The following is a 13,856-nucleotide window of genomic DNA, read 5'->3' as shown; positions in this document are numbered from 1 at the left end:
CGCGGCATTAGATTTCAAGAATGTGAGCCGAATCGACATTCAACCGATTAGCTGTAAACCTTAAGTGGGAGTAACAAACAAAGAGGAGAAAAGCACTCGCGGGGAAACGTAAAAAGCAACAAACTCAGCCGTCAAACTAACGCAATATCTAACGCAACAATCTAACGCAATCATTCACTCAATTGGGCGCAACAACAGATGTTATTGCTGCGCCTTAGCGTATCGATATCTTATGCTTTAGCTTGGAGGAACAACTTTAACTGTTGTAGATCCGCACTCGCATGTTCGACGATCTCAGCAACCCAAGCGCCGTGTTCAGCATCCCATCTTGGCTCTTCACCGTGCTGCAATAACTGGGCGATTTGCTGAATGCGTTTTAAACCTACCGAACCTGCGGCACCTTTAAATTTATGCGCTTCTGAACATAAGGTATCTCTATCTGCAGCGTCGTTAGCCTTCACTAGATTTCCTACATATTCAGGCATTAACTGCTCAAATAACACCACACTCTTAAGTAAAGTACCGGCACCAATGGCGCTACAGTACTGTTCGAGAGTATTGAGATCTAGGATTACTTCTAATTCAACTGTGGCCATGAGGCCTCCCTTAAGTGGTCCAATGCTTAAAACGAATTTATCACATGATACCCACTAAAATTGTCTGTGCAACTTATAGCGATATCCATGGCCAAATTCAGATTGAAATTAACAAAAAACAAACTAATAGTCGTAAGTAAACACTTACAAAATAATAGCGACGACATAGCATTTAAGGAGGAAATGTATCCCACTAACTTGCCTCTATCGTTGCGCTAATACGTGCCCTTGTCCACCATAAAGCTGTAAATTATCCACAATTGCCACCAATCCATCCCATCGATAGGCACACCAATCTGGTGCTAATAACATAGGTTTTTTCGCATAAGCAGTGACGCGGTGGAAAATCACTTCCGCGGGTGTATGGCGGATCATCTCACCGACACTGCGAGCATAATCTTCAAGACTCAGTAAAGGTAAGCGCCCACTTCGCCACGCCTTGGCCATAGTGCTACCTTCGACGACATGCAAAGGATGCAACTTCAAGCCATCAACGCCCTGCTGCAATACCGCCGCTAAGGTCGCCATATAATCGCTATAGGTTTCATCGGGCAAGCCAAGAATAAGATGAGTGCACACCTTAAGACCGCGAGCTCTCGCCCTCGACACAGTATCACAATAACAGGCGAAATCATGGCCGCGATTGATCTTGCGCAGCGTTTCATCTTTAGCGGTTTGCAACCCAAGTTCTAACCACACATCAACACCGTTTGCCTGATAACTTGCCAGTAAATCCAGTACATTATCTGGCACACAATCGGGGCGAGTTCCTACACACAAACCCACTATCTCGCCATCTTTAACGGCTTCATCGTACTTAGCCATTAACACCTGATACTCATCATAAGTGCTAGTGTAAGCCTGAAAATACGCTATAAATTTATCGGCTTGCGCCTGAGGTTTCGCCTCACGATAACGACTCTTACCCTGTTCGAGCTGCTCGGTAATACTCAGCACATCAGCAGTTTGGTGGCTAAATGACGCCACATTGCAGAAAGTACAACCTCCACGCCCCAAGGTGCCATCACGGTTGGGGCAAGTAAACTTGGCATCTATGGTGAGTTTTCGCAGTCGCGTACCATATCGCGCCTTGCAAACGGCACCAAAGGTGTTCACATATGCATCAAGCCCCATCAGAGCACCCACCAAATTTCATATCGCTTCATTGAGAATAACCAAGATAAAATCACAAATAGAAAAGAAAATACGTGAACAAATAGAAGAAAAAGCTTAGTGTAAACAAGGTAGCGAGAGGTTTCTTGGCGCTACATCAAATTCCCGCCTGACCCATACCCTTATTGTCAGAAATGTGCGCATCCTCAAATTAACGCGCTTACCATTGAGATATTGCTCACATCAAAATGAATAATAATTCAACAATTTTAATTTTTTATTTATTTACTGTGTTTGCAATAAAAATCACTATTTCTAAATCAAAAACAATCCCACCAGCATGTTACATTTTAGTAAACCCATAGTTTCCTCATTTTTAAAATTCTTTTTATTCATAATGTTATACAGCACTTTTTACTGTTAACGTTAACGTAAAGCAATTATGATTTGTGTATGAAACATGAATTAATACCCATGTTTTATGCAAATTTTTGGTTTGACCTTTATTGAATCTCAGGCTAATTTGGGTGGTTCGGGTGCATATCTATAGAAAGTCTTTACATTTTCTCCCCGAGTAGTAATCAGTTGAGGTCTAGGGAGGTTTTTGTATGAGCTTATATCATCCCAGTTTTGAGCGGGACAATTGTGGTTTTGGGTTGATAGCACAGATGGATGGCGAAGCCAGCCACCGTATAGTGCGCACGGCAATCCATGGTCTAGATCGCATGAAGCACCGCGGTGGCATTGCCTCCGACGGTCGCACTGGCGACGGCTGTGGTTTATTAATGCAATTGCCAGTGCAATTTTTTGAAGCGATTGCCGCGGAAAATGATTGGCATTTGAGCCGTAAATTTGCCGTAGGTATGCTGTTTTTAAGTCAAGATGATGAACTGGCCGAACAAGCCAAGTTTATTCTTGAGCGCGAACTTGAGCGTGAAACCTTAAGTATTGCAGGCTGGCGCAAAGTGCCGGTCAATCCCGATGTGTTAGGTGAAATCGGCAAGGCTAGCCTGCCACAGATCTACCAAGTGCTGATCAACGCCCCCATTGGCTGGCGTGAAAAAGACTTGGAACGTCGCCTTTATATGGCGCGTCGCCGCTTAGAGCAGCAAATCACCGACGATAAGGACTTCTATGTCGCGAGTTTGTCTGGCCAAGTTATCGTCTATAAAGGCTTGATGATGCCTGTAGACTTGCCCGCGTTTTATCCCGATCTCGCGGACATTCGCTTAAAAAGCTCTATCTGCCTATTCCATCAACGTTTCTCAACGAATACTTCTCCTAAATGGCCATTAGCTCAGCCGTTTAGATATTTAGCCCATAACGGCGAAATCAATACTATTACGGGTAACCGTCAATGGGCCCGCGCCCGTGCCTATAAGTTTAATTCACCGCTACTGCCAGATTTGCAGCAGGCCGCTCCCTTTGTGAATGAAACAGGCTCAGACTCTTCTTCCTTAGATAACATGCTGGAAATGCTGTTATCCGGTGGCATGGACTTATACCGTGCCATGCGTCTATTGATCCCGCCTGCTTGGCAAAGTAATCCAGAAATGGATGACGAACTAAAAGCCTTCTACGACTTTAACTCCATGCACATGGAGCCTTGGGATGGTCCGGCAGGTATTGTGATGACCAACGGTCGCCATGCCGCCTGCGCCGTTGACCGTAATGGTCTGCGTCCATCGCGTTATGTGATCACAAAAGATCGTATTTTGACCTTAGCCTCCGAAGTCGGTATTTGGGATTACGCCGCCGATGAAGTGATTGAAAAAGGCAGAGTTGGGCCCGGTGAGCTGCTGGTACTCGATACCTTGAACGGCCGCCTGTACCAATCCTTTGAAATTGATAACGACTTGAAACGTCGCCACCCTTACAAAGAGTGGATGGCGAAGAACAGCCGTACTTTAACGCCAGCGGAAGATTTAGCCTCTGAACAACATGGTGCCAGCGAGTTAAGCCCTGAGCTTTTGCTGCAATACCAAAAACAATTTGGCTATACCCGTGAGGAATTAGAACAAGTCATTTGGGTACTGGCAAAACAAGGCGAAGAAGCCACAGGTTCTATGGGCGACGATACGCCTATGGCGGTATTGTCGAAAAAGTCACGTTCACTGTATGACTATTTTAGGCAAAAATTCGCTCAAGTGACTAACCCACCCATAGACCCATTACGTGAAAAACACGTTATGTCCTTGACCACTTGTATTGGCCGTGAGCAGAACCTCTTTAATGAAACGACCGGTAATGCCTACCGCGTCATGTTCAACTCCCCCATCTTATTGTTCAGTGATTTTAACCAGTTACTGGGATTAGATAGTACTTACTACCGCGCCAACATTGTGGATCTGAATTACGAGCCACAGGAAGGATTAGAAAGTGCCATTCGCCGTATCACAGCCGAAGCCGAGCGTTTAGCCCGCAGCGGCACGACTTTGTTGATCCTTTCGGATAGAGCCATAGGTAAAACGGCGCAAGTGATCCCTGCGGCTATGGCGGTCGGTTCTGTGCAACAAATGCTGGTAAATAAGAGCCTGCGCTGCGACACCAACATTATTGTTGAAACCGCATCGGCGCGAGATCCACATCACTTTGCCGTCTTGCTTGGCTTTGGTGCCACCGCGATTTATCCGTACCTAGTGTATGAATCAATTTCTGAACTGGCGAAACGTCATCAGTTAACCGACACCACAGCACTGATGCTGAATTTCCGTTACGGCATCGAAAAAGGCCTGCGTAAGATCATGTCCAAAATGGGCATCAGCACTGTCGGTTCCTACCGTTGTAGCCAACAGTTTGAAGCCATCGGCATCGCCAGCGACGTGATTGAACTGTGCTTTAAGGGCGTGATCAGCCGTATCGAAGGCGTCAGTTTTGCTGAAATCGCCCAAGACCAAGCGATTCTGCACAAAGCAGCCTACCGTGCCCATGTGCCATTACCGCAAGGTGGCCTACTGAAATACGTTGAAGGGGGTGAGTATCACTGTTTCAACCCTGATGTTGTCAACACTTTGCAGGCGTCATTGATCGACAAAAACTTCGCAACCTATAAAAAGTTTGCCGACCTCGTCGACAATCGTCCAATAGCCACGCTACGTGACTTAATCGGTATCAAGGGTGCGCAGGCATCAATTGATGTTGCTAACGTCGAAGGCGCAGCGGGCTTGTATCAACGTTTTGACAGCGCAGCCATGAGTATCGGCGCCCTCAGCCCCGAAGCCCATGAAGCGCTGGCTATCGCGATGAACCGCTTAGGCGGCCGCTCGAACTCAGGTGAAGGTGGTGAGGATGCTCGCCGCTTTAATACTGAACGCAACTCTGCGATTAAACAGATTGCCTCGGCGCGCTTTGGCGTTACGGCGCACTACTTAGTCAACGCCGATGTGTTACAGATTAAAGTCGCCCAAGGGGCAAAACCCGGTGAAGGTGGCCAGTTACCCGGCCATAAAGTGAGTGTTGAAATCGCCGGACTGCGTCATGCGCGCCCAGGTGTGACCTTGATTTCACCGCCGCCGCACCACGATATTTACTCTATCGAAGATTTAGCCCAGCTGATTTTCGACTTGAAGCAAATCAACACGAAAGCGCTGATTTCAGTCAAACTTGTGTCTGAACCCGGCGTGGGCACGATCGCCACCGGCGTAGCTAAAGCCTATGCGGATATGATCACGATTTCAGGGTATGACGGCGGCACAGGTGCCAGCCCAATCACCTCAGTGAAGTATGCGGGGAGTCCGTGGGAGCTAGGTTTAGCCGAAGTGCATCAATCGCTCGTGGAAAACGGTCTACGCCATAAAATTCGCCTGCAAGTCGATGGCGGCTTAAAAACCGGTACAGATGTGATTAAAGCCGCGTTGTTAGGCGCCGAAAGCTTTGGTTTTGGTACAGTGCCTATGATCGCCCTAGGTTGTAAATACCTGCGTATTTGCCACTTGAACAACTGCGCGACAGGCGTGGCGACGCAAGATAAAAACCTGCGTGACAACCATTACCATGGTCTGCCAGAGCGAGTGATGACTTACTTTGAGTTTGTCGCCGAGGAAGTCCGTGAATGGATGGCGACCTTAGGGGTGAGCAAGTTTGAAGACTTAGTCGGTCGCAGCGAATGGTTATATGCCCTCGAAGGCCAAACCGCTAAGCAACAAGGTTTAGATCTGTCACCGATTTTGTATCAACCCAAAGTGCCTGCAACCTCTTCACGCACTTGGCAAGAAACCAATCCACCAGCGGATTTAGGACTGCTGAACCAACATTTATTAAACGAGTGCCAAAGCGCCGTCGATAAGGGCGAGTGTTTCGATGCCGCTTACAGCATCAACAACACCGACCGCTCCGTTGGCGCGACCTTGTCAGGCTATATCGCGAGCACGCTCGGCGTCAAAGGCACCAAAGCGCCGGTTAAACTGAGCTTTAACGGCAGTGCCGGCCAAAGCTTTGGCGTGTGGAACAGCCCAGGCCTTGAGTTAAAACTCTGCGGCGATGCTAACGACTATGTCGGTAAAGGCATGTCTGGCGGCCAGATAGTGATTTATCCGCCTATTGGCAGCCCGTTCCAGAGTGAGCGCAGCGCCATTGTCGGTAACACCTGCCTTTACGGCGCGACTGGCGGCAAGTTCTTTGCCGCAGGTCAAGCGGGCGAGCGTTTTGCGGTCCGTAACTCAGGGGCGATTGCCGTGGTCGAAGGGCTCGGTGATAACGGCTGTGAATACATGACCAGCGGTATTGTGGTTGTCCTTGGTAAAACAGGGGTGAACTTCGGCGCAGGTATGACAGGTGGTTTTGCCTATGTATTCGATCAATTCGGCCGCTTCAATCGCCGTGTGAACACTGAGCTTGTCGATACTCAAAAACTCGAATCACCTATTCATCAACAACATTTGAAAGGTCTGATTGAAGCCCACGTGGCCGAAACGGGCAGTGAACATGCCAAGATGATCTTAAGTGATTTTGGTAACTGGTTAGATTGCTTCGTATTAGTGAAACCTAAAAATATTGCCGTGGCCGATCTGCTCAAGTTAGAGAAATCGAGCCCAGAATTAGTTGTAAAAGCGGGGTAATGGCGCATGAGTAACGATTTTCAATTTATTGAAGTGGGTCGTAAAGACCCCACCAAACACCCTGCGGCTAAACGTGCGACTCAGTTTATTGAGATTTATCAGCCTTTTGCTCAGCCAGAAGTGGCGCAGCAAGCGGATCGCTGTTTAGATTGCGGCAATCCTTATTGTGAGTGGAAGTGCCCACTGCACAATTATATTCCTAACTGGCTCAAGCTAGCAGAACAAGGTCGCATCATGGAAGCTGCTGATTTAGTGCATGAGACGAACACTCTGCCCGAAATCTGCGGCCGTGTTTGTCCACAGGACAGACTCTGCGAAGGTGCTTGTACCCTTAACGACGACTTTGGTGCTGTCACTATCGGTAATGTCGAAAAATACATTACCGACACAGCCATCGCCCAAGGCTGGCGCCCCGATATGAGCAAGGTCACGCCGCGCGCTGAACGAGTAGCGATTGTCGGTGCAGGTCCTGCGGGTTTGGGCTGCGCGGATATTCTGTCTCGTAACGGTGTTAAAGCCGTGGTCTTTGATAAATATCCACAAATTGGTGGTCTACTCACCTACGGTATTCCGTCTTTTAAACTCGACAAGGCCGTCATGGCGACCCGTCGCAGTGTATTAGAGGGCATGGGCATTGAGTTCAAACTCGGTGTTACTGTGGGTAAAGACATCCCATTTACTAAACTGCTCGAAGAATACGATGCCGTCTTCCTAGGTATGGGCACCTATACCGCGATGAAAGCGGGCCTTGAGGGTGAAGATGCCCAAGGCGTATACCAAGCCCTACCCTATTTGATTGGTAACACCCATCATTTAATGGGCACCCAGAATACTGAAACGCCCTATCTGAACCTTGAAGGTAAGCGTGTGGTGGTATTAGGCGGTGGTGATACCGCGATGGATTGCGTGCGCACAGCCGTCAGGCAAGGTGCCAGCAGCGTAGTGTGTGCTTACCGCCGTGACGAGGCCAACATGCCGGGTTCACGCCGCGAAGTGCAAAATGCGCGGGAGGAAGGCGTTAATTTCCTGTTTAACCGTCAACCTGTGGCGATTAAAACCCAAGATGGCAAAGTAGTTGGCATTGAATGCGTCGAAACCGCCATGGGTAAAGCCGATGCCAGCGGTCGTCAACGCGCCGAAGCGATTGCGGGTAGCGAACAGTTGCTCGAAGCCGATGCGATAATTATTGCTTTCGGTTTTCAACCTAGCCCAGCACCGTGGTTTGCCGACCATGGCATCGAGCTCGATCAATGGGGCCGAGTTAAAGCGAGTAAGTTAGACGAAAATCCATTCCAAACCACAAACCCGAAAGTGTTTGCCGGTGGTGATATGGTGCGCGGTTCTGACTTAGTCGTGACAGCCATTGCCGAAGGTCGCGATGCTGCTCAAGGTATTCTTAACTACTTAGACTAAGCGCTAAGCTTGAACGCCAATGTGTTTGTTTTATCGCTGAAAAACTGTTTTTCCGCTGTCGTTTAACAAGCACTGCAATGGCTAGACTTAGGCAAACGAGTCCAGCCATTTTTTGTGATTTGTCGCCATCGGTTGATGGAAAAATAGATAAGTAAAATAAACAGATGAAATAAATAGATAAAAGTGTGCATCTTAGGGTACGCACTTTTTTCGTTAACCCTTCCCGCTTTTTACCCAGTCATTATCAAGCAATCCCAATCTCACCATAACGACAGCACAAAACTGTGTGGTATATTAGCCAGCATTCTCGTGTCCCACTCTTAAGTGTTGAATCAAAAAGGTCTCCCATGAAAATTGGAATTATTGGCGCAATGGAGCCAGAAGTCGCTCACCTGATCGCCGCCATGACAAATGCGACATCGCAAACTATTGCTGGTATTGAATTTATTGCTGGCACTCTTGCGGGTAAAGACGTTGTCGTAACTCGCTCTGGCATAGGTAAAGTCGCCGCAAGTATTGCGACCACACTGCTCATCGAAAAATATGCGCCGGATGCCGTGATCAACACAGGTTCTGCCGGTGGTTTTGTCGATACGCTGGCCATTGGCGATATCGTGATTTCTTCTGAAGTGCGTCACCACGATGTGGATGTCACCGCCTTTGGCTACGAAATTGGCCAAATGGCGCAGCAACCTGCTGCGTTTATCCCAGCCGCACATTTAGTTGAAGCCGCCAACAAGGCCATTACGCAACTGGGCGAAGTCAAAGCGATTGAAGGGTTGATCTGTACTGGCGATAGTTTTATTTGCGATCCTGTTCGCACCCAAGCCATGTTGAAAAACTTCCCAACGATGGCCGCCTGTGAAATGGAAGGCGCGGCAATCGCTCAGGTTTGTCATCAGTTTGGTGTGCCATTTGTGGTGATCCGCTCTTTATCGGATAACGCCAACAATGACTCGCCAGTGGATTTTGATTCTTATATTGTCAAAGCGGGTTACCACTCAGCGCTGATGGTGATGCTGCTACTTGAGCAACTGAATCCTAGCGCAGTAAAATAATCACTTAAGCGGAAAAGTACCGAATGCACACCTCTTTTTATCAACAACTTGTCGAGATAGATGGCGCTTTGTTTGAAGGCTTTTTGGTACTTTTTTTTGCTTTGTTATTGGCGCGGTTAGCGCCATTGCCACGGGAAATGCAGCCGCTTATTTGGTTTGGCCATTTAGCTAAGCAACTCGCCGCCAAGGTAAATCGTCCAGAACGCTCTCCAAGTCAACAAGCCACAGCAGGCTTTTTAGCTATGATGCTGTTACTGTTTCCGTTTTGGGCCATTATCACATTTTTGCTCGAACTGGCCGCCTTTCCATGGTTTTTCGAATTTTTGGTGCTTTATCTATGCTTAACCGATGCAGGGTTTAGCCAAGTCGCCGATGAAATCGCTAAAGCCTTAAAACGTGGAGACAATGCCAGCGCAAAAAAGCTTTTACAGCCTTGGGTAGTGCGCGATACCGATAGTTTGTCGGAAATCGGCCTAGCCAAAGCCACCATAGAAAAACTCGCCACAGCGCCTATTTACGGCACAGCATTGACCATTTTCTTTTTCGCTATTGCCGGAGCACCGCTAGTGCTGGCGGTGCGTATGCTCAAACAACTCGAATTGAGCTGGCCGCCCATTCAGCCTAAGTATCAACATTTTTGCAGTACTGTGAATGGCGTATCGACCCTCTTACTTGCGATCCCCGCTTGGCTGTGGAGTCTATCAATTGCCATTCAAGGCGGCCCTAAGGCATTCGCTAAGCTATTTCGTACGCCGAAAAATCATCCCGCGATTCGAGGCTATATCCTCAGTGTGAATCTGGTGGCGAGTATTTTACGCATCGAACTCGGTGGACCTCAAAAGTTTAATGGCGTGCGTATTAATGTGGACAAACTAGGTTATGGCCCGCAGCCGACCAGTGATGCAATTGCCCCTGCAATCAAGCTGACCTCCCGCGCCTGTGCCATCTGGTTTAGCTTTATCATTATCCTGCCCTTGTTATGGGCAGGTTTACGTTGGTTGCATAGCATGTGATATTATCCCCCTTCTCTTAGCATTAAGTTAAAGGCTGACTATCTTGCTCGAAAACATGCATGTTTCATTAACAACCCCTGCGTTGTTATTTCCTGCTATCTCATTGTTACTACTTGCTTATACCAATCGCTTTTTTGCCCTAGCGGCATTAATCCGAAACTTGAGCAGTGGTGAAAAACCCGTACATAAAGATCAAATCAAAAACCTGAGCCAGCGCATTACCATTATTCGTCGTATGCAAGAAGCGGGCGTATCGAGCTTTGCCCTGTGCGTACTGTGCATGATTTTCATCTATGTCGGCTTTAATAAAACTGGCTCAGTGATCTTCGGCGCTAGCCTGCTACTGCTGCTCTATTCACTGATTTTATCTGTGATTGAAATCCGCATCTCTGTTGACGCATTAAATATCCATATCAAAGAGATGAGTAAATGAGCCAGTGGATCTACTTTTTTGATTTATGGGGTACCGCTGTATTTGCGCTATCAGGCGCACTCGCCGCAGGGCGTCATAGAATGGACCCCTTTGGCGTCATAGTGCTCGCCTCGGTCACCGCTGTGGGCGGCGGCAGTATTCGGGATGCCTTGATTGGCGCAACACCTGTGTTTTGGATCCGCGATCCCAATTACATCATAGTAATCCTCGCAACTGTGCTCGCCTGTTTGCTGTTAGTGCGTCGGCCTCGTAAGGTGCCTGAATATATTTTGCCGGTCGCCGATGCCTTTGGATTAGCCTTGTTTACTGTGATTGGTGCCGAAAAAGCCCTCAATATGGGCTTGAGTGGCATGATTGCCGTGGTAATGGGCTTGATCACAGGCGTGGGAGGAGGCATTATTCGAGACTTACTGTGCAGACAAGTTCCTATGGTGTTACGTACAGAAGTCTATGCCACAGCTTCAATCATAGGTGGTATCGGCTATACCGTGAGTTTAGCCTACGGTATGGGCGAGAAAACGGCGCTGTTTCTGGCGATGACCAGCGCCCTATTTATCCGCTTAAGCGCCATCAAGTGGCATCTGTCGTTACCGGCCTTTGATCTCAAAACCAAGAGGGAATAGTTTGCGAATATTGTGTCTTATTTTGTGCCTCATTTTTGTTCCAGCCCTCAATCCTGCAGCGGCGCAAGCCAACTCAGGTGAAATGCCACAAGAACAGCAGTTAGCCGTAAAGTATATGAATGCGCTAACCGAACACGACTACAAGACACTCAGAAAATTCTATAACCGTGAAAGCGTCTTCTTCGACAAAACCGCCAACCGTAAATACACTGGCGGCCGCTTTATCATCGACTTTCTCGAGCGCGCCCACGAGGGCGTGCTCGAGTACGACTTCAACATAGAACATATGTATAACGCCGGTTCTTTAGTGGTGATGATAGGTAACTATCACTTCAAGGGACCCGGTGAACAATTCGGCAAACCTGGCAAAATCATCGACATAGCGATTCCTGGCGTCACGAGTCTTAAACTCGATATGCTCAACCATAGGGTGACTGAGCATGTGGATCTTATCGATTACCAGACCATGTCTGACCAATTAGCGATGCAGTAGTCACAAAATTTAGCTGTCTTTGAAACTTGATCCCTAAAAACGGGTCGAAACTAACAATGAGTCAATACCACTGAGTGTTTCGCCTTCGATAGGTTGACTGAGTCGTTTCGTTTCAATGAGGTTTGTATGAAGTTTTTTGGATTGATAGCCCTACTCGCCCTTAATGGCTTAATGCTGGCTCCCAAAGCACAGGCCTTACAGCCCATAATCGTGTCCTACGCAGTTCAGCCAGTCAGTCATTTTAATCAGCAACTGCGTGTCGCTCAGGCACAACATCAACCTTGGTCGGAAGACCCAAGTCAGATCAGCAGCCAATACGCAGGCAACAAATTTACCTTAGTGCGAACCCAAACCAATAAAGACAGCATTTTAACCTATCAGGTGAGCGAGCTCTCCAAGCAACATCCACAAATGCTGTTGATTATTTCCTTGAAGCAGAATGCTAAACAATGGCAGGTGAGTTCGGCGCAACTGGCGTGGAAATGCAGTGGTGGGCAACACTTTGGCACCGACAGATGTAATATCGCCGAGCATGAGGCCAACACAGCGCCTTAATCTTATGGGGTGAAACAGACTTAAAAACAAAGAGCGCCCTAAGGCGCTCTTTTTGTTCGATTAACGACTTTTTCATTTAACAGACAATGGCTTAAACCAATGTAAGTCAAACTAGAGTCAGGTAAACCACTGTCATCTGAACTAAAGTGACTTAAACAAAGTCACTAAAACTAAAGCGACTTAAACTAAAGCTACTTAAACTAAAGCTACTTACACTAAAGTCACTTTGGCAAACTTGCGTTTACCGACTTGGAATACCGCGACAGTACCAGCAGACAAAGTCATACGGCTATCGTCCAGCTTTTCGCCGTCCATCTTCACCGCGCCTTGCTTGATCATCCGCATGGCTTCTGAAGTCGACGCCACTAAATCAGCATCTTTCAACAGATTAGCAATCGCCAGACCTTCACCCGCCACTAACTCTACGGCGTCGATATCGTCAGGGATCATGCCCTTAGCGCGATCGACAAAGGCTTGGTGCGCACTTTGTGCAGACGCTTCATCGTGGAAACGTGTGATGATTTCTTTAGCCAAGGCAATTTTAATGTCACGTGGGTTAGACCCATTTGCCACATCTTGCTTAAACTGCTCAATTTCAGCCAGTGGACGGAATGACAACAGCTCAAAGTAGCGCCACATTAAGTCGTCCGAAATCGACATCAGCTTGCCAAACATTTCGTTGGCAGGTTCGCTCACGCCAATATAGTTGTGTGCCGACTTAGACATTTTCTTCACGCCGTCTAAACCTTCGAGCAGCGGCATCATGATCACAGCTTGTGGCTTTTGGCCTTCCGCTTTTTGCAGTTCACGGCCCATTAACAGGTTGAACTTTTGATCTGTACCACCCAGCTCAACATCGGCCTGCAGCGCAACTGAGTCATAACCTTGCAATAAAGGATACATAAACTCATGGATTGCAATAGATTGGCCCGAGGCATAACGCTTCTTAAAGTCATCGCGCTCCATCATACGAGCCACAGTTTGCTTAGAAGCAAGGCGGATCATCCCCGCTGCGCCCAATGGCTCTAACCAGCTTGAGTTAAATTCGATACGGGTTTTAACCGGATCAAGTATCTTATAAACCTGTTCTTTATAGGTTTCTGCGTTCGCTAATACTTGCTCACGGGTTAACGGTGGACGCGTACTGTTTTTACCGCTTGGATCGCCTACCATACCGGTAAAGTCACCGATCAAGAAAATGACTTCATGACCTAACTCTTGGAATAACCTTAATTTATTTAAGATTACTGTGTGTCCAAGATGGATGTCCGGAGCGGTAGGATCGGCGCCTAACTTAATACGGAGTGGACGTCCTTCTTTGAGTTTTTCCAGCAGATCCGCTTCGAGTAAAATCTCATCGGTACCACGTCTAATTTCTGCTAATACTTGGTCTAAATCAGCCATCTCGGCAGGGACTCCTAAGGCCATGATCATAAAATGAAGAGACTTATGTTACTTGTTAGCCACCACAATTGAAAGTGTGTACACTAACGGGATTATTT

At 47.6% G+C, this 13,856-nt stretch carries 11 protein-coding genes; 8 read left to right on the top strand and 3 right to left on the bottom strand.

All coding sequences use genetic code 11. The features are described 5' to 3' along the window. Positions 1 to 230: 230 nt before the first annotated feature. Both BM607_RS00650 and BM607_RS00645 read right to left on the bottom strand, forming a co-directional pair. Positions 231 to 596 (bottom strand): Hpt domain-containing protein, encoded by a 366-nt coding sequence (locus tag BM607_RS00650; RefSeq protein WP_006080758.1) that lies wholly within the window; start codon positions 594 to 596, stop codon positions 231 to 233. Positions 597 to 800: 204 nt separating this feature from the next. Beyond that, complete coding sequence (locus BM607_RS00645; RefSeq protein WP_071939204.1) at positions 801 to 1,730, bottom strand: TIGR01212 family radical SAM protein; 930 nt, start codon at positions 1,728 to 1,730, stop codon at positions 801 to 803. Positions 1,731 to 2,317: 587 nt separating this feature from the next. On the opposite strand from BM607_RS00645, the gene gltB reads away from it, so the two are divergent. The 8 genes from gltB (at position 2,318) to BM607_RS00605 (ending at position 12,354) form a co-directional block, all read left to right on the top strand. Beyond that, complete coding sequence (gene gltB, locus BM607_RS00640) at positions 2,318 to 6,766, top strand: glutamate synthase large subunit (RefSeq protein ID WP_071939205.1); 4,449 nt, start codon at positions 2,318 to 2,320, stop codon at positions 6,764 to 6,766. A 6-nt stretch (positions 6,767 to 6,772) separates the two neighbouring features. After that, a complete protein-coding gene (locus BM607_RS00635) occupies positions 6,773 to 8,179 on the top strand; it encodes an FAD-dependent oxidoreductase (RefSeq protein ID WP_006085055.1) in 1,407 nt (468 codons plus the stop codon). Positions 8,180 to 8,526: 347 nt separating this feature from the next. Further along, positions 8,527 to 9,237 (top strand): 5'-methylthioadenosine/adenosylhomocysteine nucleosidase, encoded by a 711-nt coding sequence (locus BM607_RS00630; RefSeq protein WP_071939206.1) that lies wholly within the window; start codon positions 8,527 to 8,529, stop codon positions 9,235 to 9,237. A gap of 23 nt (positions 9,238 to 9,260) precedes the next feature. Then, complete coding sequence (locus BM607_RS00625; protein WP_071939207.1) at positions 9,261 to 10,250, top strand: cobalamin biosynthesis protein; 990 nt, start codon at positions 9,261 to 9,263, stop codon at positions 10,248 to 10,250. Positions 10,251 to 10,305: 55 nt separating this feature from the next. Next, on the top strand, positions 10,306 to 10,683 hold the full coding sequence (locus tag BM607_RS00620; RefSeq protein ID WP_006085052.1) for a DUF2721 domain-containing protein: 378 nt from the start codon (positions 10,306 to 10,308) through the stop codon (positions 10,681 to 10,683). Continuing rightward, positions 10,680 to 11,306 carry a trimeric intracellular cation channel family protein gene (locus BM607_RS00615; protein ID WP_006080751.1) on the top strand — a complete coding sequence of 209 codons (627 nt, stop codon included), beginning with the start codon at positions 10,680 to 10,682 and terminating at the stop codon, positions 11,304 to 11,306. Before BM607_RS00620 ends, BM607_RS00615 begins: the two co-directional genes overlap by 4 nt. A gap of 1 nt (position 11,307) precedes the next feature. Beyond that, a complete protein-coding gene (locus BM607_RS00610; RefSeq protein ID WP_006080750.1) occupies positions 11,308 to 11,799 on the top strand; it encodes a nuclear transport factor 2 family protein in 492 nt (163 codons plus the stop codon). 126 nt (positions 11,800 to 11,925) lie between these two features. Further along, on the top strand, positions 11,926 to 12,354 hold the full coding sequence (locus BM607_RS00605) for a hypothetical protein (protein WP_006085051.1): 429 nt from the start codon (positions 11,926 to 11,928) through the stop codon (positions 12,352 to 12,354). Between the two features lie 210 nt (positions 12,355 to 12,564). On the opposite strand, the gene tyrS is transcribed toward BM607_RS00605, so the two are convergent. After that, complete coding sequence (gene tyrS, locus BM607_RS00600) at positions 12,565 to 13,758, bottom strand: tyrosine--tRNA ligase (RefSeq protein ID WP_071939208.1); 1,194 nt, start codon at positions 13,756 to 13,758, stop codon at positions 12,565 to 12,567. Positions 13,759 to 13,856: the final 98 nt, after the last annotated feature.

Origin of the sequence: Shewanella sp. SACH (assembly GCF_001887095.2) — a bacterium.
GTDB classification, from domain to species: Bacteria; Pseudomonadota; Gammaproteobacteria; order Enterobacterales; family Shewanellaceae; genus Shewanella; species Shewanella baltica.
This window is presented reverse-complemented; position numbering and strand designations above follow the sequence as displayed.